A 24,802-nucleotide genomic window follows, 5' to 3' on the forward strand; every position below is an offset into this window, starting at 1 on the left:
AGGGGTGGCGGGCTACTCGCCGTGGCGGTGCCGCGGTTTCCCGCGATGTGATCCCAACACGTCTCGCCGCAGGCGTCGATCAACCACAGGAAGACTGACACAGCAGCGCTGCTACTTGTCCTCGTGCACCGAGACGAGGTACACGAACGGGTTGCCGTACGAGCCGCTTAGAAACGATCAGGGCGGGGTATCCATGGCGCAACACCCTTCTCGGCAAGGAGAATTATGCCCCCGAAACGTCAGCGCGAGCAGTCAGCACCGGCCAAAGACGAATCGAACGCGAGGACCGGCCGGTCGGGCGAGGGGCAGCGCGGGAACCACCTGACGACGGCTCAGGGCGTCCGGCTTCCAGACACCGACCACTCGCTGAAGGCGGGCCCGCGGGGGCCGTCGCTCATGGAGGACTTCCATCTTCGCGAGAAGATCACTCATTTCGATCATGAACGCATCCCGGAGCGCGTGGTCCACGCACGCGGCGCGGCGGCACACGGCACTTTTCGCGCCTATGGCAACGCGGCGTCGGTGACCAAGGCCGGTTTTCTGGAGAAGGGCCGGGAGACCCCCGTCTTCGTGCGGTTCTCGACGGTGCTGGGCTCGCGGGGATCGGCGGACACCGTCCGGGACGTCCGCGGATTCGCGGTGAAGTTCTACACGGCGGAGGGGAACTTCGACCTGGTCGGCAACAACATGCCGGTCTTCTTCATCCAGGACGGCATCAAGTTCCCCGACGTCATCCACGCGGGCAAACCGCACCCGGACCGGGAGATCCCCCAGGCACAGACCGCGCACGACACCTTCTGGGACTTTGTTTCCCTTCACACCGAGGCGACTCACCACGTCATGTGGGCCATGTCCGACCGCGGGATCCCTCGGTCCTATCGGACCATGGAGGGCTTCGGAGTGCACACCTTCCGGCTGGTCAACGCCGAAGGCGCGACCAGCTTGGTGAAGTTCCACTGGAAACCGGTGGCCGGTGTGCACTCACTGGTGTGGGAAGAGGCTCAGATCGCCGCCGGCGCCGATCCCGACTTCCACCGCCGGGACATGGCAGACGGCATCGATGCCGGGGCACCCCTGGAGTACGAACTCGGCCTCCAGGTCATGCCGGATTCCGACGACGAGATGTTCGAGGGGATCGACCTGCTCGACCCGACCAAGATCGTCCCGGAAGAGCTCGCCGAGGTCCAGCTGGTCGGCAAGCTCACCCTGGACCGGAACCCGACCAACTACTTCGCCGAGACCGAACAGGTCGCCTTCCACACCGGCAACCTGGTGCCCGGCATCGAGGTGACTGACGACCCGCTGATGCAGGCACGGCTGTTTTCCTATCTGGACACTCAGCTCACCCGGCTCGGCGGCCCGAACTTCACGCAACTCCCGATCAACTGCCCGCACGTGGCCGTCAACGACAACCTGCGCGACGGGATGCATCAAACCCTCATCCACCACGGACAGGCCCCGTATCTGCCGAACAGTGTCGACGACGCCCTGCCGACGGCGACCACGGAAGCCGAAGGCGCTTACGTCCACCGGCCCATCGAGGTCGGGGGGCCGAAGGTCAGGGCCAACCCGGTGTCGTTCGACGATCACTTCTCGCAGGCCACACTCTTCTGGAAGAGCATGTCCCGGATCGAGAAGATCCACTTGATCGAAGCGTTCACGTTCGAGCTGGGAAAGTGCTTCGCCCAGTCGATCCAGGAACGTGTCCTCGAGTCACTCGCCCAGGTCGATGCCGAATTGTGCGCGGCGGTCGCTGAAGGACTCGGACTCGCCGCTCCGCTGGGCACCCCGGCCGAAGACGTCACTCCTTCCTCCGCGCTGTCGCAGATCCCCGCGGGACCCGGCCCGATCGCGGGCCGCATCATCGGGGTGGTGGCGACGTCCGGCGCCGATCTCGGTGGCATCGGCAAGCTCCGCCGGACCGTCGAGGCCCAGGGCGCGATTTTGCGGGTTCTGGCGCCGGTCGGCGGGACGGTGAAGCGGGGGCGCGGACAACAGCCGGTGGCGAGGACGTTCCTCACCGCCCGATCCATCGAATTCGACGCGGTGGTGGTCGCCGGCGGTACGGCCGGACTGCACGACATCAAGCTGACCATTCTGTTGCAGGAGATGTTCCGTCACTGCAAGGTCATCGGCGCTTGGGGTGACGGACGCCAAGTGTTGACCGACGCCGGGATCGACGTCGACGCACCGGGAATCGTGCTCGCCGACGAGGTCGCCAAACCGTTCTCCGCCGAGCTGGTGAGTTCCGTGGGGCTGCACCGCGTCTGGGAACGGGCCGAACGTGTGATGAACGACTGAAGAATCGGACCTTGATGAAGACCCTGCTCGAACCGGCCGCACCGGAAGCTTTGTCGGAGCCGAGAACCGTCGAGACCATCGCCGCCATGGTGCGGTTGCTGATGCAGAACGGGGTCCTCGACCTGCCGCTTCCGGGGGGAGGCGATACGTGGGGCCGCTGGACGACGCTCGCCGGGCTGGGGCGTCGCGACCTGGTGCTCGGCCGGCTCGCGGAGGGACATACCGACGCCCTCGCGATTCTGGCCGAAGCCGGCCGTGAGCCCGTACCGGGCGCGCTGTACGGCGTCTGGGCCGCCCGTTCGGCTGGTACCGGCGCGGCCGTCGTGGGCGGCGCGCTCACCGGTACCGTCCGGTTCTGTTCCGGCGCTCAAGTCCTCGACCGTGCCCTGGTGGTGGCGGATTACGAGGACGGGCCACCGATCCTGCTGGAAGTCGGCCTGGACGAACCGGGCGTCCAGGCGCTGCCGGAAACGTGGCAGGCCATCGGGATGGACGCCTCCGACAGCGGTGACGTCCGGTTCGACGGGGTCCCGATGACCTCGGACCATATCGTCGGCGAGCCGGGCTGGTACGCGTCCCGGCCGAGGTTCAGCCTTGGCGGCGCGGGCGTCGCGGCGGTGTGGCTCGGTGGCTGTGCGGCCGTCGTGGACTCGGTGACGGCGTACCTGCGCGCACGCGGCGCGGCGGACGACCACCAGTACGCCCACCTCGGCGCGCTGCACACCGCGCTCCACCAGGCCGACGCGCTGCTCGTGCGGACGGCGGAAGTCGTCGACACCGAACAGGACGAGGACCTGCCCCTGCTGACCGGATTCTGCCGGGCCGCCGTCGAGCACGCGGCCCGGCAGGTCCTGGACATCGCACCGGAGATCACCGGGCCGGCGGCGCTCTGCCGGGATCGACTGCTGCCCCGGCAGCTGGCCGATCTGATGGTCTACGTCCGGCAGCATCACGGCGCTCGGGACCTCGCGGCCTTGGCCGTCGGACTTCTGAAAGACGGGCGACGGTGACAACGGGTCCCTTCCACGCCGAAGCCGACTGGCGTGGATTGGAGACGCTTCCACTGTTCCCCACTGAGGAAGTGCGGCGCGTCTGCGTCGTCGCCGCACACCCGGACGATGAGACTCTGGGCGTTTCCGGACTCATTCAACGGCTGCATACCCACGGAGCCAAGATCCGGCTGGTCGTCGCGACTGACGGAGAAGCCGCGTTCCCCCGCTCCTCGGCCGCCGACCGCCGATCTCTCGGAGCTCGTCGGCGCCTGGAGCTGCTGGAAGCGTTGCGGTGCCAAGGGATGGCGGACGTCGAACCGGTATGGGCAGGTTTTCCCGACTCCGCGCTCATCGACCACGAGGCCGAACTGACCGACATCATCCGTGAAGTGGCCGCGGACAGCGAACTCTGCCTGGCTCCATGGCCGGAAGACCCTCATCCGGACCATCAGGTGGCGGGCCGAGCCGCGTTCCGCGCCGCACCCCTGGGCGCGCACCGATGGTCCTACCCGATCTGGCTGTGGCATATGGTGGCCCCGGACGACCCGGCCATCCCCTGGGCGCGGGCCGCGGAAGTCCGGCTCGACGACGCGAGCGCGATGATCAAAACGAAAGCCGTCCAAGCTTTCCAGTCGCAACTGGAGCCGGGCCCGGGCGGGGAAGATCCGATCCTGACACCGGAGATACTGGAGCACTTCGGGCGCGACAGGGAGATCCTGTTCCACGAGCCGAGGACGACATCGACGCCGGTGAGCAGATTCGAGACGCTCTACCGCGAACCCGATCCGTGGGCGATGGACAGCTGGTACGAACGTCGCAAAAGGACGGTCGCCCTGGCCGCTCTTCCACGCGAGCGGTACGCCTTCGCGGTGGAACCCGCGTGCGGCACCGGAGCCCTGACACTGGACCTGGCCGACCGCTGCGACCGGGTCTACGCCTTCGACCCGGTGCCTGCCGCTCTCTCGGTCGCCCGCGATCGCACGGCGCATCTGTCCACAGTGGAGTGCGCAGCGGGCACGCTCCCGGACGGGATGCGAGGTCCGGCGGATCTGGTGGTACTGAGTGAAATTCTCTACTATTTGAGCGAGGCGGACCTGACGGCGACACTGGACCGCACCGTGGCCTCACTAAGCCCGGGTGGGCAAGTGCTTGCCGTGCACTGGCGACCGCAAGCTCCGGACGCACCGCACCACGGCTCCCAGGTCCACGAACGGCTGCGAACGCACTCAGGCCTGCGGAGTCTGGTGACGTACAGTGAGGCCGACTTCCTGGTCGATGTTCTGGCACGCCGTTGATCACGTCCGTGGGCGTGCTGATCCCGGCGCGCGACGAAGAAACCGATCTCCCGGCCTGCCTGCGGGCGCTGGCTGTCGCCCTGCGCGAACTGCCTCCGGAACTGGAACGGCGGGTCTGTGTGGTGGCCGACCGCTGCCGTGACGACACCGCCAAGCTGGCCAGGGACGCGGGAACGGAGGTCCTCGTCAACGCTCGCGACCTGCCGATCGGAGCGATCCGGGCGCTGGGCGCACAACACCTGCTTCGCGGGCTGGATCACCACGCATCGGCCCGTACCGTGCTGTTGAGCACGGACGCGGACACCCTAGTCGACCGAGACTGGGCGGTCCGTCATGTCCGCCGGGCGGAGGCGGGCTGGGACGCCGTGGCCGGCACAGCGAAGCTGAAAACCGCGTTGGCGGCCAACGCGCAGCCACGCTATGAGGCACTGCTCGCGAACGCACGAACCGCCGCGGGCCATGGGAACGTCTACGGAGCCAACCTGTCGATCAGGGCGAGCGCCTACCACGCGGTCGGCGGTTTCCTCCCGATCCGGACCGCCGAAGACCACGACCTGTGGCGTCGTCTCGCCCACGCCGGATTCCGGCTGGTCTATGCCGAGGAAGCGAAAGTCGAGACGAGCGCCCGCCTGAACGGCCGAGCGCCGGACGGCCTCTCGACATTGTTGCGTGCCCTTGCCCGAGCCTCATGAACCTTCGCGACATCCCCTCGTTCCAAGGAGTATCCGGCGGCCTTTCTCGCCGGTGACCCGGAGAAGTGTGTGCGGACGCTGGCGGCGAGGTTGACCGAGCCGCCGTTCCTCGACGAAGACGCCGTCCTGCCAGCGTTCTCGGCCGAGCGGTCGACCGCACTCGGAGCCATGTGCGTGGCCTGACCGGTGACGGCCGACTCCTGTCTCGCTCCGGCCCTGCGCGCGCCACTACCCGAGAGCGGCGCCGGTCGGCGTCGGAAAAGCGCAGGTGCTCGCCGAGGAAGGTGCTGGGCGGGGGTGTACAGGAGTCGCTCCTCGACCTTCAGCGCGTCGTGGTGCGCGGTCTGGCCGGCGGATGCCGGGCGAGAGGCGCCGTCGGTGGTCATACGTCAGGGAGAGGTCGGAGCTTCTGTTTCTTTCTCGATCACACCGATCTGCGCCGGGTCTTCCGGGGGCGCCATGTGGCGAATGCTTTCCCCACCCTTGTGATCGTGGGCACGGGAATGCAGGGTGTCCAGCACGCTCTTCAGTTTGTGCGCCGCTCCGGCGTACGCGTCGTCCACCGTCGTCGCGTGATGCGTCACCGCGACGGGCTGTTTCGCCCCGGGACGTGCTTCGATCACGCACTTCTTGTCTTCCGGCTTGGTGCCGCCGTTGTCGCTGAGGTGCACCTCTACCCGGGTCAACCAGCCATCGAACCTGGACAGGCTGTTTTCCAAGTCCGTCTTCACGTAGGCGGCGAGTCCCTCGCCGCCATGGACGTTGTGGTCGGTGTTGACTTGGATCTGCACGAGCACCCTCCGCGGGAAAACGACGATGATGATGTCCGCAGTACCACGGACACGACGGACTCAAACCCAGATCACACGGCACGACCGCGCGCCGGTGGTGGCGCTGTCGCACCAGTTCTGCCGTCACTTGGGCGAACTGCCGCTCCAAGCTCGGCTCGTCGGCGGTCGGCTCCAGCAGCATTCCGCTGACATGCGCCGCCAGAACGGGGTGGATATCTCTGCACACCCGGAAACAAAGCTCGGCCAAACCAAAACTCGCGCTGCTCCGGTGCGAGGCCGGCTGTCATCTGCTCTTGGGGCGAGGTCACGTCGACCGCGGTACTTGGCCGGTCGAGGCCACCAAAGCCGCGCAGCGTGACAGCGAGATGTGCCGACGACGCGCCATCTCCCTCAGCTCGCCACCAGCCCGCTCACGGCTGACACCCCGAGCGACCAGAACGGCCTCCGCCCGCTCGAGATCACCAACGGGCACGGTAGCTTTCCTGCGAAACAACACTACGTTTCCTCCGGCGACAATTTCACGACGACTCAAGGGACCTACCCACGAACGTCGGACCTCAACCAGGAAACCCGGGCACGCGCCGGCCACGGCTACGCGCCCCCCAGTTTCCCGGTATAGAAGAGAAAAACAGGCCGACGGCGTTTGACGAGACACCAGCGCGGGCACTACCAGCCCAGTTCCCATCGTGGCTGAAAATCCGTTCGGCCGCTCCAGGAGGGTGAATCACCATGATCGTGCTCGGAGTCATCATTCTCGTGATCGGCCTGATCGTCGACATTCCCGTACTGACCACCATCGGTGCCGTTCTCGCCGTCGTGGGCGTGGTTCTCGCGATTCTCGGCGGCACGGGACGCAAGGTGGGCGGCCGCGCCCACTGGTTCTGAGCCACTCACCGTTCCCACCGACGGCCCCGGTCCGCGTTTCACCCGGACCGGGGCCACCGTCTTCCTGCTGACACTTCCTTCTTCACCGCACCCGCGAGGACCACGATGCCTGAGCCGACGACACCGGAACCCCTCCCGGCCGAATTGCGGACTCTGGCCGCCGAGGCCGACACTCTCGCCGAACGGACCGCGGAAATGGCCGCTCGTCTGGAGGCCGCCGACGACGGGCACTTGCAACGGCTCGCGCGGCCGATGAACAAAGCCACCGACGATCTGGCCGACTACACCAACGAAATCGCCAGGACCGCCGCATACCTGACCCGCGTCCGAGTGGCCCGCGATCCCCATCTGTGCGACGTTCCCTGGGGCATCTGCCCTGACCACGGCGTCACCCTGCACTCACGCGCAGACCAGGCTTGGTGTACCGCCACAGGCTGTGACAATTCCTGGAATTACGACCGGCTCCACACTCCCTGCACAGAACCAGCCGCGGCGATCGCCACCGATCGCGACGGTGTGACAGGCTCGCTCTGCTCGGCCCACGCATCCGACGCCAAGCGGCGACTGGACGGATGCAGCATCGAATATCTCGACCACCGGGCAACGAACCCCTGACCGGCTTCGTGCCCATCAGTTCCGCTGAAGGTCGATGCCGGTGAAGTCGCCCAGGGGCCGCGGCGGGACGTGCGCCGACCAGGGTGTCGGCTTTGAGGCTGAGCGCGTCGACCAACGTGATGATCAGACCGGCGTGCTCTCCGGACCAGTAGCCGTGGCCGGACTTCGGCGTCGACAGCCCTAGCCCGGGCAGGTCAGAGTGATGTTCTTGGCATTAGCGCTGCATCTCGGCGTCCTCGTCTGTGGCGGTCTCGGGACTCGCGGCGCGGCTTCGGTCACGGTCTTACGCGTTCGACGGAAACGTCGAATCGGCTGCGCGGTTCATCGGCCACGACTACCGGTGATCGCGTGACCGGCGAACTGCCGCGCGAAGGCTTGTTCCTCCGAATGGACGAAAGACGTGCTGTCATCCGTTCCTCGCGGCGTCGACCGGACCGCCGACGACCTCGCACCGGTCTCAGCCGAGTCGACCAGCTATGTCGGCCACGCGCAGGAGGGTGCCGCGATACGCCGGTTGCTCGGCCAAGCGCGGCGTTTTCACAGGACTGGGCGACGCGCTGATCCAAATCCGCAAATCCGGTCGGAAGCCGTGCGGCCCCTGCCTATTCAGCCACCGTCGTGGCGTCGGTCAGGGGCCGCACGGAGAACCGGTCATCAGTCCTGGTACAACGGATCGTCGTCCACGCGTACATACAGTGCTTCGACTGGCTGTTCAGCCCCGCTGTTCCACGTGGCGTTCTCAATCGCTCCGATGAGGACATCCCCCGTGCCCCGGATCTCGAACGCATCGGGATCCAGGCCGAGTTGGCCGGCGAGTTTCGTGGCCACTCGCCGCAGGCCCGGCTCGGCGGCTTCACCATCGATGGCGGGGGTCGCTGAGAGCAGGGCGACTTCGCAGAACTCTTCCGGCAGGCCTGCCGGACGCGACGAGACGATCTGGATCACCGACGCGCCGATCGACGCTACGAGCGGAAGACATCGGTCCAGCGCCGTGTTCAGGTCCGCCACCGGAAGCCGGAGGTGGACCCGAGCGATGATGTCCGTTTCCTCGCGCGGCGTGGAATCAGCACGGGCCACGGACGTCGGCGCGCGTGTTTCCTGCCCTCCCCGCTCGGCTACCACCCTGAAAAGAACGTAGCCGTCGACCTTCAGTTTCTGGAACCGAAGGCTGGCGAAGCCGCGCCGATCCGGGTCACCGTGGATCTCGAGGTTTTCGTCGTTCAGCCGGTACTTGACGATCGCCGGTCGAACTGCCCGCCGCATGGCCTGCTCGATGGTTTCCCCTTCCGCTACCGAGCAGGTGAAGAAGAGGGAAGCAAGGAATCCGGTCCTGGGGCTCTCGGGGTTGGCGCGTTCGATCTCCACCGCGACGGCACCGAATTCGTCGAGCAGCGGCCGGCACACGCCGAGGGCCGTCGCGAGTTCCGTGGTCTCGACGGCGAACCGGATGTCCGTGACGATATCGGTTTCCGGAAACTTCATTTGTGTGTCACACGTCCCTCGGGGGAAATGTTGGCATGCCCCTTGTCCTTGGCGAAGTAGTCCATCTTACCGTCGCCGTTCTTGATCTGGACGTCCCATTCGTTCTGGTTCGAGTTCCATCGCCACTCGTTACCGTACGCGTCGTTGTACGACCGCCTGGGAGTACTCGGTTTGAAGGTGTCGGCCGGCACGAACCGGATCGGCCCCATCGTGGGCAGCCGCGCGGCTTTGAGCGCTTGTATGTACTCGGGTCCCTTGCCGCTGAGATACTTTTCCGCGTCTCGGTGCAGGGTGTTCATCACGCTGAAGGCCCGGTTGGCGTGATCCGGTGAAAGTCCCTTCACGTTGTGCAGGGCGTTTTCCAGGAAGCCCTTTCGGCTGATATACGGCGCGAGGAACCCGAAACCCTTCTCGATTCGTCGCGCGGCCTTGGCGAAGTCGGCACCCGCGCCGAGGCCGGGGATGGCGCCGGCGGCCGAGAGCACCACACCGGCCCAGTCGCCCTGGAAGAGGCTCATCAGCCCGGACCCGATATTGCTGACCGGTGTCGGGTCGAACATGCTCGCGAGGTCGACTAGCAGCCCAGCGAGATCGGCCAGCGACATGCCACCCTCGAGGGCCATTTCCCTGGGCACCACCGGATCGGCGTCGCCACCGGGGTCCGGGGGAACCGGTACCGGGTTCTCGCGTTGTGCCCTGTCTTCCGCGGCACGCTTGTCCGAGTAGATCTTCAGGGCGTCCGCGGCGGCCTGCGCGGCTTCGTTGGCGGACTTGCCGGCGGCGATAGCGGACGCGCGTGCGTCCGCCGCGGCCGCCTGTGCCTCGGCCGAGTAGATCCTGGCCCGTGCGGCGGATGCCGAAGCCTCGGCCGCGGACTGCTCAGCCGCTCGCGCGGACTTTTGTGCCGCATTGGCGGCGTCACGGGCCTGCTGCGCGGAACGTGCGGCCGCGTCTGCCGACTCCTGCGCCTGCCGCGCGGACTCTTTGGCCTGATCCGCGTAACGCCGCGCCTCGTCCGCCGCCCGATTCGCCTGGTCGGCATAGGTTTGCGCCTCGTTGGCCGCGTTGCGCGCCACCGCCGCGGCGCGCGCCGCTTCGGCCGCGCTCGCCCTGGCATCTGCGGCCAGCCGGTTCGCCTCCGCGACATAACGCCGGACCTCGGCGGCGTGGGTCGCCGCGTCGTGGTCCATCCGCTGGGCCTTGTACTGCCCGACCTGGAGGAAGATCCGCAGGAACGACGGCGGGCCCGCCAGCGCGACCTGCCCGGCCGCCTTGATGTTCGGCCCGCCGGTGCTGATGATCCGGCCGACGGCGATCCGGTCGTCGTGCTCGGCCGCGACGTATTGCCCCGTGGCGAGGAACTGCTCGACGTCCGCCGGGGTGCCGTTCAGCGCTTGCTGCGCGGCCTCCTTCGTGGCGGGGCCGCCGGTGCTCATGATCTGGCCGACGCGGACCCGGTCGTCAGCGACCTTGCCGTCGTAGTACTGGGTGCGCAGGAAGGTCTGGACAGCCGGGTAAGCACCGAACAGCGCGGTCTCCGCGGCGGTCTTCTTCGCGGCCTTGTCCGTGGAGTCGGCCAGGAAGGCGACGCGAGCGCGGTCGTCCTGCTCGGCCGCGATCCGGCGCTGGGTCCGCACGAACGCGAGCACGTCGGCGTCGGTCCCGCTCAGCGCCGCCTCCGCGGCCGCGATAGTCCAAGAGCCGCCGGTCCTGCGGAGCTGGACGGCGATCTTCCGCCCGTCGGCCACCTTGGTGGCGTCCGTCGTTTCGGGGGCCTCCGCCTCGGCGATCAGCCGCTGGGTCTCCTGGTCCAGCCTGGCCGCCTCGGCCGCGTCCCACTCGGCGTCGGCCCGTCGCGTGTCGTACGCCTGTTTCGCCTGCTCCGCGGTCCCGACCGCTTCGGCGGTGTCGTTCGCGAGCCGGTCGGCCTCGCTCTTCCGGGCGGTCTCTTCGATCCTCGCCGCCTCGGCCGCCGCCGCCGTCGCCGCGTCTGCCGCGCGAAGCGACGCTTCGGCGTGGATTGTGGCTTCCTTGGCCGCGTCCTGGGCCTCTCCGGCGTGCTTGGCCGCCTCTTCGGCCGCGGTAGCCGCCGCCTCCGCGTGGCCGGCCGCCGAGCGGGCCGCCCGGGAGGCCTCGGCCGCCGCGCTCGCGGCCTCGTTGGCGAACGACTCCGCGGCGTTCGCGGCGCGGTTGGCCTCCGCGGCCTTCCGCTTCGCCGTCGCGGCGGCGTTCCTTGCCCGCTGGGCTTCGGCCCCGGCGGAACCGGCGTACCCGGCGGCGGCCGCCGCCGCGACCGCGGCGGCGTCGGCGTTGGCCCCGGCACTGCGGGCCGAGCCGGCCGCTGAAGCCGCGTTCACCGCGGCGGAACCGGCCGCCGTGGCCGCGTCGGCGGCGAGGTTGGCCGCCGCGGCGACGGCCCGGGCATCGACCGCGGCCCGGCGGGCGGCGTCGGCCTGGCCGGCGTCACTGGCCGCCGCGGCGGCGGCGTTGCGGGCACGGACCGCGGCCTGACCCGCGGCCGCGGCGGCGGAGGCGGCCTTGGCCGCGGCGTTCGCCGCGACCCGTGCGGCCGCGTTCGCCGCGTTCGCCGCCGCGATCGCGGCCTGCGCGGCGTCCGCGGCGCGTCCGGCCGAATCCGCCGCCCGCCCGGCCGCCTCCGCCGCCCGGCCCGCGTCGTTCTTCGCTGCCTCGGTCTCCTGGGCCGCCCGCTGTGCGGCCTCCTTGGCATGCCGGGACGCCTCCACCGCGCGGGCCGAAGCCTCCTTGGCCGCCTCGGTTTCCCGGACAGCCTCTGCCCCGGACTCCTTCGCCAGTGCCGCGAGCTGCGCGACCGACGTCGTCTCCTGGTCGCGAGCGCGGGCGATGTACTGACCGCTGCGGAGGAACTCCTTGACGTCGTCAGGCGTGCCCGCGAGCGCGACCTGGGCCGCCTGCTGCACGTTGGGGCCGCCCTCGACCATGATCCGCCCGACGAGCACGCGGTTGTCGCGCTCGGCAGGCTCGAACTGCCCGCTGACCAGGAATCGCCAGACGTCCTCGGCGGTCCCGTTCAACGCCGCCTGCGCGGCCTCACGGACACCGCGTCCCCCGGTGCTCATGATCTGCCCGACCCGGACCCGCTGGTCCTGCTCGAGCGGGGCGCGCCAGCCGTCGGCCAGGAAGGCCCGGACGTCCTCGGGGGTCCCGTTCAACGCGGCTTGCGCCGCTTCCCGGAGGCCGCGGCCGCCGGTGGCGAGCAGCTGCCCGACCCGGACGCGGTCGTCCTGCGCCCGCGCCGTCGCCTCACCGGTCCGCAGGAACTCGGCGACCTCCGCGTCGGAGCCCGTCAGGGCGATCTCCGCGGCCCTGGTCACCCCCGGTGTGCCGGTCCGCACTATCGCCAGTACCCGCGCCCGGTCGGCCGCGCCGCCTGACGGGGTCTCCGCCGCGGCGACCGGTCCGGCGCCCGCCGTTCCCGCCACCAACGCGCCAACCACGGCCAGCACCACAAGGGCACGCCGACCCGGCGCGCCACACAGTCTGATTCCCACCCTGCTCGGTCCCCCTTGAATGAATGCCGATGATCAGACAATGAGAACCATAGCCACCCGGTAATGCACCGCACCAGCGCGGCGTAGATTTCCGGATTTGTCAATCCGCCGTTGTCGCCATAACGGCGGACGTTATTCGCGATCAATCGAGACGGCACCAACGTTAGCCACTCTCGACCAATTATGATGAAGGTCATAGTTATGGAACTTTTACCATAAAGGGATTTGCCCGACACTTATTCGATCTACATTTTCCATCGGGGGGCGGCTTGTCGTGCCACGCATCTGCCTGGGCACCGTTTCCCGTTTTTGCCACGGAGGAACTGTTCATCGTGCATTCTGCTTCGCGACGTCTTGCTGCCGTCTGCGCCGGCCTGCTCGGCCTGTCCGCGCTGGCCACCACGCTCACCGTCATCCCAGCGGACGCCGTCGGCGAAACCACCGCCGACGACACCCCTCCCCCGATCGTCGAAACGTACGACTATCCCGGCGCGGACCGGATTCTCGCTGAGCGGAACATCACCCTGCTCAAGGGTGACGGGCGCGTTCTGCTGGTCGACTGCGTGAGCGGCGGCGACCTCATCGTCGTGCAGAGCTACAAAATCAAGGGCGGTGACGCCTGTTTCCGCGTCACCGGCACGCCGGGTTACGTGACCATGCAAATTCCCGAGACTTACTTCATCAAGGGTGACAGTCACACCGCGAAAGCCACATTGACGGCGAAGAGCACGACGGAAACGGTCGACATCCGGCCGGGCCAGTGGACCCCGGTCGGCGAGGCGCTGCCGAACCACGACCCCGCCGCGCTGCTCGAAATCCGGGTCGCGGCGTAGCCGCACCGGTGCGCCGACCATGCAGAAGAACGGAGTCCCCGTGTCCCTCCCCCGCACCGCCGCGGTCGTGATCCTCACCGCGGCGGGCTTACTGACCGCCATTCCCGCCCAGGCCGTTTCCGGCGGAACCCCCGCAGCGGCGGGCGCCTACTCGTACGTCGCGAAGCTCACCGCCGACGGCCGTGCCTGCGGTGGCGCGCTCATCGAACCCGACTTGATCCTCACCTCCGCCGCCTGCTTCCCCGAGAACCCGCAGGGTGGCGTGCCTGTCAAGGCGACCACCGCGACCGTCGGGCGGAGCTCGCTCAGCGGCACCGGCGGCCACGTCGTGGCCGTCACGAACGTCATCACCCGCACCGACCGCGACGTCGCCCTCGCCCGGATCGCCACGCCGATCACCGACATCGCGCCGATCCCGCTCAGCACCGTCCCGGGTCACATCCCCGGCGGTGACGAAACGCTCAGCCTCGCCGGGTACGGCCGCACTGAAAGCGAATGGGTGCCGGACAAGCTGCACGTCGGCACGTTCAAGGCGACGTCGTCGACGGCGACCGCCCTCTCGCTCACCGGGACCAACGGCACCGACGCCTGCCGTGGGGACGCGGGCGCGCCGATCTTCCGCGCCGCCGGCGCTCGTACCGACGTCGTCGCCGTCACGAGCGCGTCGTGGCAGCACGGCTGCTTCGGGGAGACCACGACGCGACAGGGCACCACCGGTGCCCGCGTCGACGACATCACCGGGTGGATCCGCCAGCAGGCCCTTGCCCCGGCGGCGAAGGCGGCGGGCCACGCCATCACCGTGACGTGGCACCCACTGGCCGCCGCGGACAACGCGCGCTACCACGTGTACGGCTCGGCCACCCCGGACGTGCCGATCGACGCCGCGCACCTGCTCGGCAGCACCGCCGCCCCGGCCTATACGCAGACCTCCTTGCCCGGCAAGCAAACCCGCTACTACCGCGTCGTCGCGGCGACCGCGGACGGCTGGACGAGCACACCGACCGACGCCGTGTCCGCGACCACCCCGGTCTCGGCCGGCAACGACTTCACCGGCGACGGCAAGGACGACGTCGGCGCGGGCTACGACCTGAAGAACACCCGCGTCGGTGTGTACGTTTGGCCGACGACCGCGTCCGGCGTAGGAGCCCCGGAGCTGAAGTGGAGCACCGACGGCTGGGAGGCCGCAAAGGCCCGCTGGGTCACCGGCGACTTCAACGGCGACGGCCGCACCGACTTCGCCGCGTTTTACGACTATCTGAACGGCACTTCGAACCTGTTCCTCTGGTACGCCAACGCCTCCGGCGGGTTCGACAGCCAGGACATCAAGTGGAGCGGCGCCTTCCGGCCGCTGAATGCCCGGTTCACCACCGGTGACTTCGACGGCGACGGCCGCACGGACATCGCCGCCGCCTACGACAACGGCAACGCCGACCTGAGCATGCTGACCTGGCGCGCGACGGCGGCCGGGTTCGACGCCCCGGTCACGCAGTGGCGCACCGGAGCGGGCAGCTGGAACCTCGCGCAGTCGAGCTGGCGGAGCGGCGACTTCAACGGCGACGGCCGGGCCGACCTGGCCGCGTTCTACGACTACCGGAACAACACGGCGAACCTGTTCCTCTGGTACGGCAAAGCCGCCGGCGGGTTCGACGCGCAGAACGTCAAGTGGAACGGCGGCCTCCCGTCCGGGAAGGCGCAGTTCGTCGCCGGTGACTTCAATGGCGACGGGCGCACCGACCTCGGCGCCGCGATCGACCTGGGCAACGCGAACCTGACATTCCACACCTGGCGCGCCACTGCCACCGGCGTCGACGCGCCGGTGGCCCAGTGGACCACTGGGGCCGAGCAGTGGAACCTCGCCCAGTCCCGCTGGACCGTGGGCGACTTCGACGGCGACGGCCGCACCGACCTGCTCGCCTCCTACGACTACGGCAGCTCGAACACCAACCTGTTCCGCTGGCACGCCAACGGTTCCGGTGGATTCGACGCCGAAGGCGTGAAGTGGAGCAGCAACGGCACCTTCAACGCCGCCCAGTCGACGATGTTCTGATCCGCCGGGGTGGTGGCGCCCGCGAGCGCCACCACCCCGCCGCCCCGTGCGGCAGCACCGCGGTCCGGCCGGGACCGCCCGTTCCTCTTCCGGATCTCCACGCCAACCGACGCCTGCTCCAACGCCCCGACCGAAACCGCCACGGTCGCCGTTCGATGCCGAAGGTGGTCCGAGGTTCGGCTTCGATTCTTACGCGTCGGACCGGCGGCCGGCGCCCAGACGAGAACGGAACCGCCGAGCGTGACTCCGGCTCGGACCGGCCGGCTTCTTTTGGGCAGACCCTCCGCAGGGCCAGGATGGGGCGTTCGCCAGCGACTCGTGACCCAGCTCGCATGCGGCGTCTCGACACGATTTCACGAGCAGGCCGACGACTGCGCCAAGCCGGTAAGCGAGCTCCTCGGTGAACACGCCGTTGCCGAGAAGGGAAACGCGCGCGGGCGCCGCCCAAGGCCGTCACCGATATAGTCCACTGTGGACGCACCGTGCTCCACGACGAGCCCTGCCGCGCAGAGGCCGTCGAACGCCACGTCGGAAAACCGCCAGCGACGCGGGTGATCCCTTCGTAGCGTCCGGACATGCGCATTCGACATCGTGACCGGGAGCCCCGGGTGCACGCCGACGCCTACGTGGCGCCGACCGCGACCCTCATCGGGGACGTGGAAGTGGCCGCACACGCACGTGTTCTGTCGGGCGCCGTGCTGGACGCCGAAGGCTCACGGGTGACGATCGGCGAATACGGCATCATCGGCGAGCACGCCGTGCTCCGCGCGTCCGCGGTGGCCGGACCGCAACCGGTCGACGTCGGCGATCACGTACTCGTCGGCCCGCACGCGACCTTGCTGGGGTGCACGGTCGGCCGGTGCTCCTACCTGGCGACAGCGGTGACCGTGCTGCAGACCGCGCGGCTCGGCGAGGGCACCACCGTCGCGGTCGGCGCCCTGGTGCACGCGCGCACCGAGACCCCGGCCGAGTACTTCGTACCGCCCTTCACGGTCGCGCTGGGCAGCCCGGTCCGGCTGCTCGCCGCCGGCGACCCGGCCTTGCCCGACGCCATCCGCGAGGTGGGCTTCGCCGAAACCGCGTTCGGAGCCACAGCCACCTGGACCGACCGGATCCGGCGCGCCGAACACGCCACCGAAACACGCTCGGCCGAATTCGGCGCCCACCAGGACGACGTCGTGCTCTAGCGTGTCCGGGGCGGAGTGCGGCGCGGGGTCGCCGGACGCTGCGCGGTCGTCGTCTTGCGCTGAGTCGTGGTGCGAGCTGTCGTGGTGGGCGTCGTCCGCTGCGTCGTGGTGGTCGCCGGGGTCTCCGGCGGCCGCGTCGTCGTCCGCGCGAGGCCCGTCGTGGGGATGGTCGCCGTCGTCGAGGGCACCACCTTGCCCTTTCCCGACCCGCCTCCGGCGCACGCGCCGAGCAGCGCGACCGAGCCCACGACCAGGCCACACCACCACACCCGCATGGCCGGACCCTAACAGCCCGCCACCCGCGGATCCGGCGAACGGCGAAACCCCGCTGCCAGCAGGCGATACAGCTCGGCCAGCGCGGCCCGGCGCGTTGCCGCCGAAGAACATCGCTCGATCAAGAGTTTCGGTCAGTGTGGGCAGGGTTGCCTCGGTTGCCGTAGCGGGAGGTCCGCTGCGCCGCTGGCCAGTCTCCGACCCCACCCCCGCCACTACGATGATCGAAGGAATGCTTGTCTGTTCGCGAACCGGATACGACTGCGGCTCAGACGAGAGAGAACCGAATGGCCAGAGACGACAGCCCCGAACTGGTCGCCGAACTCGACCGCCTCGACGAGACAGCGAAAGCGATTCCCGCTGGGAACACGACTGCGCAGATCGCGTTGCGGCGCCGGGCGGCTTTGCCGGAACACAGGTTCTTCCTCGGAGCCGCCCTCGGCCTTGCCGATCCGAAGGGCGGCCCGGTGCCGTTGTCCGGTGAGACGGCAGTGTCGATGTCGCGCGCTGCCCGAGTGCGGACCGCGTGATCTCCGGGCTCGACCTCGGTGGGCATCGTGGATCCGTCGATGCCTACGTGCGGGCGCATGGGGCCGTGCCGCACAACAGCTGGGTGAACCGCGCCAACGGCGAAGCCACGGTCGTCTACGACTTCGCCGGGAATCGGCTCGGCTTGGTGTGGGCGGACGGGAGTATCGCCCGGATCTTCGTCACCGGTGCCTGAGCGGCGGCCGGCGCCCTGATCCGGGGGCGCCGGCCGATGCTCAACCGCGGGCGACCTCGCTGGCGGTGGTGAACTCGTATCCCTGCGCCCGGAGGCCGAGGACGACCGTGCTCAGGTGTTCCAGCGGCAGGAACGGGTGGAAGAAGAAGCTCGCCACGTTGTCTCGGACCACTTTGGACTTCGCACCGTCGGCGAGCAGGTCCGCGGGCAGCCGGGCCGGATGCTGGTTGAACGGTTCCGGCGCGATATGGTCCAGATTCTCCGGGATCACCACCGCGCCGTAGACATCCCTTACCGGGTACGGGAAATACTGACCGTACTTGTTCTGATAGGACACGGTCGAGGTGGACCCGCAGGCGCCGCGGGGGCAGTATCCCGCGAAGTAGCTGCCCTGGTCGTAGCGCGCCGCGAAATGCGAGCTGACCTCTTTGTAGTCCACCGCGGAACCGCCGTAATGCGGGAACTCGAACACTTCCGGCTCCGGCAGCCCGACCCGGCGGAACTCGCCGAGCCCGGTGGCGATCCGCCCGCGGAACCATTCGGCGGAATCGCCGGGGACCGGGCCGGTCTCCACGACATGGTTGTTCTGGTCCACGATCGCCGTGTAGAACTCGTAATCCGCGGAGCTCGCCCCGCCGTAAGGGTTCGCCATCTCCTCGAACTGATGGCTGTAGCCGTGCATGATCATCGTCCCGCCGCGCCGGATCGCGTGGTGCAGGGCGTCGACCAAGGCCGGGCTGTCCACGAGCCGGGCGAAGGTCGGCCTGCCGCCGTTGGCGACGCCGTGCGGGTCCGCGTAGTACGGATAAACCGCGAGGGAGAACGGAATCCCCTGCCCGCCGAGGAGATCGGCGATCCGGCGGATCTGGCCGGGGTCGGTACGCGGCCCGATGTCCTCGATCCGCACGAGCGCGCGGTGCCGTTCCGCGGTCTTCGGAGCGAGTGTGCCGAGCAGGATGTCGGCGGCGGCGAGGTACCGGTCTCCCTCGTTGACATAGGAGAACGGCGCTTCCGCGAGGTAGGTGAAAGTCCCGGAGCGCACTGCCCACGGAGTGTGCTCCCCGCCCGTCACGCCGTCCGCGAGCACTTCGTTGACCGCCGGGTTTTCCCGGCGTACCAACGGAACCGAGCCGATCTCGGGGTTGCGTTCGAGCGGCACGTTCTTGTAGCGGACCTCGGTCGGCGAGGTCGGGGTGCGGCCCACCGGCGTCCATCCCCAGCGCGCGGTGATGCCGGGGTCGTGTTCCGCCAGGCGATGGATGTTCTCGCCCATCCAGATGACCGGCACCTTCGCGGCCGCCACGTCCGTGAGCAACGCGGCGGGCAGTGCGGCCTCGCTGATCGCGCCGACGTAGACCAGCGCCTGGTATCCGCCGATTTCGCCGGCCCGGTAGTCGGCCGCGGCACGCATCGTCCAGCTGCCCGCCCGCGAAACCAGGTTCGCGGTCTGCATCGCGTGCGCCTCGGCCATTCCGGCCTCGTCCGCGCTCGCGGGCGGGTTCGGCGCGTCCCGCTCGCCCGCGTCGTAGACCACCAGCGTCCGGTGGTCGCGGTTCCCGCCGGGCCCCGGACTGCCGACCTCGCTGCCCATCGCCAGCCGGTCGCCGAGCGAGACCGGCGCGGCCGCCGGCGACGCCAGGATCGCGCTCGCCGGGCGCGTGTACACGACCAGCATCACCAGCCCGGTCGCGACGACGACGGCCAGCGCCGCGAACCTCAGCCCGGCGGGCGTTCGACGGCGCCGGTGTCCCTTCCGCTTCCCGGTCATACCAGTACACCCCCCGAAAGCACGGCGAACTCCTCCACCGGCTCGGTGCTCAGGCCGAGCAACCGGGCCAGCGCGAGCTCGGTACGCGACGCAGCCTTTCCGTCGCCGAACGGATTGCCGTTGCTCATCATGGCCGCCCTGGCCCGCGGGTCGGCGAGGAGTTCCGACGCCGTCCGCACGATCAGCTCGCGGTCGGTGCCGACCAGCCGCGCACAGCCCGCGTGCACCGCTTCCCTCCGTTCGGTGACCTCTCGCAACACCAGCACCGGCACCCCGAAGGTCGGGGCCTCCTCCTGGATCCCGCCGGAGTCGGACAGGACCAGCGTGGCCGCCGCGAGCGCGCCGGCGAGTTCGTCGTAGCGCAGCGGCTCGGTGACCACCACGCGAGGCACGTCGCCCAGCTCGGCACCGACCAGCTCACGAACGGCCGGATTCGGGTGCGCGGGCAGGACCACGTGCACTTCGGGATGCCGGGCGACCAGTTCGGCGACCGCGCGCAGCACCTGGCGCAGGGGTTCGCCCCAGGATTCACGGCGGTGCGCGGTCACCAGCACCAGCGGCTTGCCACGGGTGGCCGCCTCCACGGCCGCGGCGACCCGCTCGTCGCGGTAGTCCACCGCCCCGCGGTCGGCGATCGCGCGGATCGCGTCCACCGAAGTGTTGCCGGTGACCACGATCCGCTCGGCGGGGACCAGTTCACGCGACAGGTTCTCGGCCGCGGCAGGCGTCGGCGGCAGATGCAGGGACGCGGCCTGGGTGACCAACCGCCGGTTCAGCTCCTCCGGGAAGGGCGCGGCCAGATCGAACGAGCGCAGGCCCGCTTCCAGATGCACCACGGGTATCCGGCGCCAGAACGCGGCGAGTGTGCCGGCCAGGGTGGTCGTGGTGTCCCCCTGGACCACCACCACCGCGGGCGGTTCACGGTCGGCGAGCTCGTCCAGACCGGTCAGCATCTGGCCGAGCAGTTCGGGCTGGCCACCGTCGCGGCGGTGCAACGGCAACGTGACGTCCGCGCGGGCACCGAACGTCTCCAGTGCCTGATCGACCATCGCCGGATGCTGCCCGGTGGCGACCAGCACGGGTTCCATCCGGCCCGCCGCGGCGATCGCCCCGGCGACCGGCGCCAATTTGATCGCCTCCGGCCGGGTCCCCATCACAAGCCACACCCGCGGCCGGGTCACGTCGGTTCCTTGTTCATTCCAAACCATTACTCCCCCAAGGTTCGAATATTCTTTTCCGCGACTCCGCTCACTTCGCATGATCCTTTGTGCGGGGCGCTGTGCCCGATGCGACGCAGAGTGGTTCTGTCCGGTTCCCGGCGAATTTCCTCACCCGATCGAGGGAACCGGGGCACGACTCTTCACGTCGTAGTCGACGATGCGGGATCGGCTGGGGGCCCGGACGCATCACGCGCAATCCTTTCAGCGCAAGGATTTGAGCATTCCGACTTTTGGGGGAGAAGATGTCTGTGATCCGGATCGGACCGGCGGTCGGGGCGACGGCGACCATGGGGGTCACCGCGAGCGCCGGACCCTGGCTGCCACTGTCGCTCGCCGCCTTTGTTCTGTTGCTTTTCGCCGCTCGCGCGATTCTCGTCCGAATCGCGCCCGCGCCGGAAAGGGGGCAGTAGCGAAATGGAAACCAGCCTGTCCGTCATCGCGACCATCATGGTCGGCGTCCTGATCTGGTGGCCGCTGCAGAACCTCGTCCTGGCGGTGTTCGCCTGGCGGTCCCCGCAACGACCACGCAGTGTGCGCCGGACGCCGGATCCGGTGCCGTTCTGGATCGTCATCCCGGCACTGAACGAGGAACGCGTCATCGCGAACACGGTGCGCAACGCGCTGGCCACCGGAACGCGGTACACGCCGGTGCGGGTCGTCGTCGTGGACGACGCCTCCGACGACGCGACACCGCATATTCTGGCCGGTATCAGGGATCCGCGGCTGCATGTACTGCGCCGCGAGCTCCCGATGGCCCGGCAAGGCAAGGGCGAGGGCCTCAACACCGCGTACCGCTACATCCTCGACATCGCCCGCAGGGAGGGCACGATCGAGCAGACGATCGTCGGGATCGTGGACGGCGACGGCCGCTGCAGCGAAGGGATGCTCGACGAGATCGCCGAGCTGATGGCGGAGAAATCGGTCGGTGCCGTGCAATGCCGCGTGCGCATCCACAACCGGCACAAAACGCTGGCGCTGCTCCAAGACCTGGAATTCGGTGCCATCGCCGACTCCGCGCAGTCCTTGCGGGACCTGGTCGGCAGTGTCGGGCTGGGCGGCAACGGCCAGTTCACCCGGCTGTCCGTCCTCGCCCGGTTCCACCCGGGACCGTGGTCGGCCTGCCTTGTCGAGGACCTGGAACTGGGTCTGCGCCTGCACCTGGACGGGATCCGCGTGCGCTATACGAAATCCGCGTGGGTCACCCAGCAGGGACTGACCGACGTGAAAAGGTTGCTGCGTCAGCGAACCCGGTGGGCGCAAGGGAATCTGCAATGTTTCCGGCACCTTCGCAGGCTGACGACGTCGAGGTTCGTCAGCGGCTTCGGCCTCACCGACTTCCTGATCTACCTGCTCTCGCCCTGGCTGACCGTGCCCATGTCGCTGCTGCTGGTCGGGCTGGTCGCGGCGTCCGCGGTGGCGCTGGCCACCGGAAGCACGCTCGGCGGGCTGGTGGCCACAGTGGACACTCTGCCGACGTCGGCCGCGATGCTGGTGGGGCTGGCCATGCTGCCGAGCCTGCTCTGGGGACTGGTCTACTGGGTCCGGCTCCGCGACGAGAACATCTTTCGCTGCCTGTTCGCCGGGTTGCTCTACCCGTGGTTCCTGGCGCTGGGCATCATCGCGACGTGGCGAGCACTGTTCCGGCTGCTGTCCGGACGCAACGGCTGGGCCAAGACCGAACGGCTGGCCGAAGACGGCCAGGCCGCGCCGTCAGTGCCGATGTCAGTGCCGATGCCGGTGCCGATGCCCGCACCCGCCTCCGTGCCGCTCCCGCTGCCGCGCCCGACCACTCCACCGGCGACGGTCGATCCCAGCGTCACCCAGCCGATCCCCGCGGAGGTCCTGTCCGCCGCCGAGCGGACCCGGCCGGTGCCGCATCCACTGGCCGAAGCCGAACCGACACAGCGACTGGAGCGAGTGTGATGGCAGGTCAGCACCGGCGCGGCCCGAAACGGAACAAGCTCGTTCTCGCCCTCGCGGCCGCCGTGCTGGCCCTCGCCGCCGCCTCCGCCATCGACCGCGGCGACTCCGGGAAGGAGTCGTCCGCCGGGTGGTACGTGACCGTGTACTACACCGCCGTCGAAACACATCACGACGAAGACCCCGTCCCGGTCACCGGCTGTCTGGTGATCGACTGCGAACGCGGTGACGACAACCTGGGGCGCTACCCCGAAGGGTTCGTGAAGGCCGTCGAAGACGAAGGGACCGGTCGCATCGTCAGCGGGCGGCACGCCGGCCGCTACCTGAACTGGTCGCACGACACCGGTTTCTGGCTGGACAACGCGCCCCGTGACAGCCACGGGCGTCCCTTGGAGCCGTTCGTCTCCGCCGCCGCGGATCCGAACGTCCTCTCCGCCGGGCGCGAACTGCGGATCACCGGCTGCGGCACCGCGGAGGACGGCACGGCGATCGACGCGGGTGTCTGCGACCGGCTGCGGTCCGCCTCCTGGCGGATCATGGACGAGTTCACCCCCGGTCTCGGCGGCGATCGGCACATCGACGTCTACCTCGGCGAGGAGACCGGGCCGGACTTCACTTCGGATCCGATGTACTCGTCGCTGCACAACGCCACACTCGAACTCGGAAGGCCTTGACCGTCAGGAAAGGCGCTCGGCCTCGGCCCTAGCCCGTTCCCGTACCTCCCGCACGACGAGGGAGTGCGTGAACGCGGACGACACTTGGCTCAGCCAGGCGCTTTCCTCCCGCACGCCGGGATGCGCACCGTCCGGCCCCGCCGGAGGGTGCGGCCAGCTGCGGCCCGCCTCACGCATCACCAGCGCCGCCGCGAGTTCGGCGGCGGCGCGCGTGGGTTCGTCGACCGGGGTGCGCAGCCAGTCGCCGAGCTGCGGCGGAACGTGTGCCCGCACCGCGAGCAGACCGTCACGGATCTCGATCACCCTGCGGTACAACGTGAATTCGAGATCGTGGCGCACGGGGAGCGCGATCTGCGGATGCGCGGCGACGAGTTCCTTCCACAACGGTGTCACCGCCCGGATCCCCCGCCACGCGCGCGCCAGCCGGAGCGCGCCGTCCCAGGTGGTGAACAGCCCACCGAGGACCCACAGCACCATCGCGCAGAGTCCTACCAGGCGGGCACGGGGCATGAAATCGAGGTCCGCGAGGTCGGTGATCTCCAGCCACAGCGAGGGAAGCCCGGAGAACAGCACCCACACGATGGTCGCGACGGCGGCACAGATCAGGATCCGCAGGCCGGTCCGGAAGGTCCCTCGTGGACGGGCAGCGGCGCTGCGGGCCAGCGTGCGCGTGAATATCACCAGGCACGCGACCCCGTACGTCGTGAGGACAACCTGATACGCGACGACGCTCAAGCGCCATTGGAACGCGGGCGTGCCCACCTCGAGCCGATGCGGGACGATGTCCACGTAGCACAGGGCCATCAGCGCCCAGCACAGCACGATCGGCCAGAACGGCGTCGGCTTTTCCGGTGACCGCGTACTGCGGACCACCTGGACCAGCGCGCGCATCGCGAGCAGTTGCAGCGCGTTGGTGACCAGCCGCGGGAGCAGGACGTCGCCGAGCAACCGGACCGTGGCGTCGGCGGAGACGGCGAGGCCTGCCGCCATGCTGAGGAAGAACGTGGCCAGATGCCGGGGCCCGGCGCGAACCGCCACCAGCCGGGCGACGCCGATCGACGCCAGCAGCGCGGCGGACAGATAGCTGATCACGAACCGAGGGCGTGGCGCAGCCGATCGGATTCCGGCCCGGCGCTCACGGCTCGGCGCATGAGCAACGACGCGAAGAGTTCGGCTTCCTTCTCCTGCTCCTCCGCGTACGTCGTACGGCCGAGGACGCGGCGGACCAGGTCCACCGAAAGCGAGGGCGCGACCATCGCGGCGATCGCCTCCGGCCGCACCTCGCCTTCGACGTGCCCGCACAGCAGATGGCCGAGTTCGTGCAGCAGGATGTGCCGCTGGTGCAACGGAGACGTGTCCCGCGTGTAGAACACGTAGTCCGCCCGATCGGTGGCCGCGAGCACCCCGCACGGCGCACCCGGCCGCGCCTCGAGCGCCACCAGTTCGATGGGCCGCCCGCGCATCGCGGCGACCTCGCCGAACAACGTGGTGACGTCGAACGGTTCCGGTAGCCGCACGGTGGCCGCGATCCGCTCACATCTGCGCCAGAGCGCGCTCTTCCTGCCGAACATCG

22 protein-coding genes are annotated in these 24,802 nt (G+C 69.2%); 14 read left to right on the forward strand and 8 right to left on the reverse strand.

The window, feature by feature from the left end; genetic code table 11:
- Nucleotides 1–225: 225 nt before the first annotated feature.
- The 4 genes from BLW75_RS16130 to BLW75_RS16145 all read left to right on the forward strand — a co-directional run bounded on the left by BLW75_RS16130 (nt 226) and on the right by BLW75_RS16145 (nt 5,280).
- The gene (locus BLW75_RS16130) at nt 226–2,301 is read left to right on the forward strand and encodes a catalase (protein WP_034320177.1); all 2,076 of its coding nucleotides are present in this window, start codon (nt 226–228) and stop codon (nt 2,299–2,301) included.
- Between the two features lie 14 nt (nt 2,302–2,315).
- A complete protein-coding gene (locus tag BLW75_RS16135) occupies nt 2,316–3,311 on the forward strand; it encodes an acyl-CoA dehydrogenase family protein (protein WP_091597708.1) in 996 nt (331 codons plus the stop codon).
- Between the two features lie 71 nt (nt 3,312–3,382).
- On the forward strand, nt 3,383–4,588 hold the full coding sequence (locus BLW75_RS16140; protein WP_034320180.1) for a bifunctional PIG-L family deacetylase/class I SAM-dependent methyltransferase: 1,206 nt from the start codon (nt 3,383–3,385) through the stop codon (nt 4,586–4,588).
- Nucleotides 4,585–5,280, forward strand: coding sequence for a glycosyltransferase family 2 protein (locus BLW75_RS16145; RefSeq protein ID WP_034320183.1), 696 nt, complete (start codon nt 4,585–4,587; stop codon nt 5,278–5,280). Before BLW75_RS16140 ends, BLW75_RS16145 begins: the two co-directional genes overlap by 4 nt.
- 389 nt (nt 5,281–5,669) lie before the next feature.
- Here the strand turns inward: BLW75_RS16145 and BLW75_RS16150 are convergent, their stop codons facing one another.
- Nucleotides 5,670–6,071, reverse strand: coding sequence for an HPF/RaiA family ribosome-associated protein (locus BLW75_RS16150; RefSeq protein ID WP_034320252.1), 402 nt, complete (start codon nt 6,069–6,071; stop codon nt 5,670–5,672).
- Nucleotides 6,072–6,800: 729 nt separating this feature from the next.
- Here BLW75_RS16150 and BLW75_RS42295 point away from each other — a divergent pair.
- Nucleotides 6,801–6,956 carry a hypothetical protein gene (locus BLW75_RS42295; protein WP_103746191.1) on the forward strand — a complete coding sequence of 52 codons (156 nt, stop codon included), beginning with the start codon at nt 6,801–6,803 and terminating at the stop codon, nt 6,954–6,956.
- Between the two features lie 105 nt (nt 6,957–7,061).
- Nucleotides 7,062–7,571, forward strand: a complete 510-nt coding sequence (locus tag BLW75_RS16155) for a hypothetical protein (RefSeq protein WP_034320186.1) — start codon at nt 7,062–7,064, stop codon at nt 7,569–7,571.
- 654 nt (nt 7,572–8,225) lie between these two features.
- Here the strand turns inward: BLW75_RS16155 and BLW75_RS16160 are convergent.
- Both BLW75_RS16160 and BLW75_RS16165 read right to left on the reverse strand, forming a co-directional pair.
- Nucleotides 8,226–9,053 (reverse strand): hypothetical protein, encoded by an 828-nt coding sequence (locus BLW75_RS16160; protein ID WP_034320190.1) that lies wholly within the window; start codon nt 9,051–9,053, stop codon nt 8,226–8,228.
- A complete protein-coding gene (locus tag BLW75_RS16165) occupies nt 9,050–12,529 on the reverse strand; it encodes a polymorphic toxin type 17 domain-containing protein (protein ID WP_143055327.1) in 3,480 nt (1,159 codons plus the stop codon). Before BLW75_RS16165 ends, BLW75_RS16160 begins: the two co-directional genes overlap by 4 nt.
- Nucleotides 12,530–12,915: 386 nt before the next feature.
- Between BLW75_RS16165 and BLW75_RS16170 the strand changes: the two genes are divergently transcribed.
- From BLW75_RS16170 to BLW75_RS16180, 3 genes are all read left to right on the forward strand, one after another.
- On the forward strand, nt 12,916–13,416 hold the full coding sequence (locus BLW75_RS16170) for a hypothetical protein (RefSeq protein ID WP_091597714.1): 501 nt from the start codon (nt 12,916–12,918) through the stop codon (nt 13,414–13,416).
- A gap of 40 nt (nt 13,417–13,456) precedes the next feature.
- Entirely contained in the window at nt 13,457–15,463 is a 2,007-nt protein-coding gene (locus BLW75_RS16175) for an FG-GAP-like repeat-containing protein (protein ID WP_158005418.1), read from the forward strand.
- A gap of 575 nt (nt 15,464–16,038) precedes the next feature.
- Entirely contained in the window at nt 16,039–16,650 is a 612-nt protein-coding gene (locus tag BLW75_RS16180) for a gamma carbonic anhydrase family protein (protein WP_034320194.1), read from the forward strand.
- Here the strand turns inward: BLW75_RS16180 and BLW75_RS42300 are convergent.
- Entirely contained in the window at nt 16,647–16,925 is a 279-nt protein-coding gene (locus BLW75_RS42300; RefSeq protein ID WP_143055328.1) for a hypothetical protein, read from the reverse strand. The two genes, BLW75_RS16180 and BLW75_RS42300, sit on opposite strands and share 4 nt — an antisense overlap.
- Before the next feature lie 285 nt (nt 16,926–17,210).
- Here BLW75_RS42300 and BLW75_RS16190 point away from each other — a divergent pair, with 285 nt between their 5' ends.
- Together BLW75_RS16190 and BLW75_RS16195 are read left to right on the forward strand one after the other, a co-directional pair.
- Nucleotides 17,211–17,453, forward strand: a complete 243-nt coding sequence (locus tag BLW75_RS16190; protein WP_034320200.1) for a hypothetical protein — start codon at nt 17,211–17,213, stop codon at nt 17,451–17,453.
- Complete coding sequence (locus BLW75_RS16195) at nt 17,450–17,647, forward strand: hypothetical protein (RefSeq protein WP_034320203.1); 198 nt, start codon at nt 17,450–17,452, stop codon at nt 17,645–17,647. Before BLW75_RS16190 ends, BLW75_RS16195 begins: the two co-directional genes overlap by 4 nt.
- Before the next feature lie 40 nt (nt 17,648–17,687).
- Here BLW75_RS16195 and BLW75_RS16200 read toward each other — a convergent pair whose 3' ends face one another.
- Together BLW75_RS16200 and wecB are read right to left on the reverse strand one after the other, a co-directional pair.
- Nucleotides 17,688–19,415, reverse strand: coding sequence for a DUF2334 domain-containing protein (locus tag BLW75_RS16200; RefSeq protein ID WP_091597720.1), 1,728 nt, complete (start codon nt 19,413–19,415; stop codon nt 17,688–17,690).
- On the reverse strand, nt 19,412–20,623 hold the full coding sequence (gene wecB / locus BLW75_RS16205; protein ID WP_091597723.1) for a non-hydrolyzing UDP-N-acetylglucosamine 2-epimerase: 1,212 nt from the start codon (nt 20,621–20,623) through the stop codon (nt 19,412–19,414). Before wecB ends, BLW75_RS16200 begins: the two co-directional genes overlap by 4 nt.
- A 254-nt stretch (nt 20,624–20,877) precedes the next feature.
- On the opposite strand from wecB, the gene BLW75_RS42825 reads away from it, so the two are divergent.
- From BLW75_RS42825 to BLW75_RS16220, 3 genes are read left to right on the forward strand one after another with little or no spacing between them, the layout of a single operon-like run.
- Nucleotides 20,878–21,045, forward strand: coding sequence for a hypothetical protein (locus BLW75_RS42825; protein ID WP_158005383.1), 168 nt, complete (start codon nt 20,878–20,880; stop codon nt 21,043–21,045).
- Nucleotides 21,046–21,049: 4 nt separating this feature from the next.
- Nucleotides 21,050–22,558 carry a glycosyltransferase family 2 protein gene (locus tag BLW75_RS16215; protein ID WP_091597726.1) on the forward strand — a complete coding sequence of 503 codons (1,509 nt, stop codon included), beginning with the start codon at nt 21,050–21,052 and terminating at the stop codon, nt 22,556–22,558.
- On the forward strand, nt 22,558–23,229 hold the full coding sequence (locus BLW75_RS16220; protein ID WP_034313437.1) for an RlpA-like double-psi beta-barrel domain-containing protein: 672 nt from the start codon (nt 22,558–22,560) through the stop codon (nt 23,227–23,229). Before BLW75_RS16215 ends, BLW75_RS16220 begins: the two co-directional genes overlap by 1 nt.
- A gap of 3 nt (nt 23,230–23,232) precedes the next feature.
- Here the strand turns inward: BLW75_RS16220 and BLW75_RS16225 are convergent, their stop codons facing one another.
- Nucleotides 23,233–24,321, reverse strand: a complete 1,089-nt coding sequence (locus BLW75_RS16225) for an MAB_1171c family putative transporter (RefSeq protein WP_034313438.1) — start codon at nt 24,319–24,321, stop codon at nt 23,233–23,235.
- Nucleotides 24,318–24,800, reverse strand: a complete 483-nt coding sequence (locus tag BLW75_RS16230) for an ImmA/IrrE family metallo-endopeptidase (RefSeq protein ID WP_034313440.1) — start codon at nt 24,798–24,800, stop codon at nt 24,318–24,320. Before BLW75_RS16230 ends, BLW75_RS16225 begins: the two co-directional genes overlap by 4 nt.
- Nucleotides 24,801–24,802: the final 2 nt, after the last annotated feature.

The sequence above is a fragment of the Amycolatopsis lurida genome (genome assembly GCF_900105055.1).
GTDB classification, from domain to species: Bacteria; Actinomycetota; Actinomycetes; order Mycobacteriales; family Pseudonocardiaceae; genus Amycolatopsis; species Amycolatopsis lurida.

What these genes read in the sequence shown, in the direction of transcription:
- BLW75_RS42295 (WP_103746191.1), top strand. Translation starts at nt 6,801, where the DNA reads ATGATCGTGCTCGGAGTCATCATTCTCGTGATCGGCCTGATCGTCGAC.
- BLW75_RS42300 (WP_143055328.1), bottom strand. Translation starts at nt 16,925, where the DNA reads ATGCGGGTGTGGTGGTGTGGCCTGGTCGTGGGCTCGGTCGCGCTGCTC.
- BLW75_RS16130 (WP_034320177.1), top strand. Translation starts at nt 226, where the DNA reads ATGCCCCCGAAACGTCAGCGCGAGCAGTCAGCACCGGCCAAAGACGAA.
- BLW75_RS16230 (WP_034313440.1), bottom strand. Translation starts at nt 24,800, where the DNA reads ATGTTCGGCAGGAAGAGCGCGCTCTGGCGCAGATGTGAGCGGATCGCG.
- BLW75_RS16200 (WP_091597720.1), bottom strand. Translation starts at nt 19,415, where the DNA reads ATGACCGGGAAGCGGAAGGGACACCGGCGCCGTCGAACGCCCGCCGGG.
- BLW75_RS16160 (WP_034320190.1), bottom strand. Translation starts at nt 9,053, where the DNA reads ATGAAGTTTCCGGAAACCGATATCGTCACGGACATCCGGTTCGCCGTC.
- wecB (WP_091597723.1), bottom strand. Translation starts at nt 20,623, where the DNA reads ATGGTTTGGAATGAACAAGGAACCGACGTGACCCGGCCGCGGGTGTGG.
- BLW75_RS16155 (WP_034320186.1), top strand. Translation starts at nt 7,062, where the DNA reads ATGCCTGAGCCGACGACACCGGAACCCCTCCCGGCCGAATTGCGGACT.
- BLW75_RS16190 (WP_034320200.1), top strand. Translation starts at nt 17,211, where the DNA reads ATGGCCAGAGACGACAGCCCCGAACTGGTCGCCGAACTCGACCGCCTC.
- BLW75_RS16220 (WP_034313437.1), top strand. Translation starts at nt 22,558, where the DNA reads ATGGCAGGTCAGCACCGGCGCGGCCCGAAACGGAACAAGCTCGTTCTC.
- BLW75_RS16215 (WP_091597726.1), top strand. Translation starts at nt 21,050, where the DNA reads ATGGAAACCAGCCTGTCCGTCATCGCGACCATCATGGTCGGCGTCCTG.
- BLW75_RS16180 (WP_034320194.1), top strand. Translation starts at nt 16,039, where the DNA reads ATGCGCATTCGACATCGTGACCGGGAGCCCCGGGTGCACGCCGACGCC.
- BLW75_RS16135 (WP_091597708.1), top strand. Translation starts at nt 2,316, where the DNA reads ATGAAGACCCTGCTCGAACCGGCCGCACCGGAAGCTTTGTCGGAGCCG.
- BLW75_RS42825 (WP_158005383.1), top strand. Translation starts at nt 20,878, where the DNA reads ATGTCTGTGATCCGGATCGGACCGGCGGTCGGGGCGACGGCGACCATG.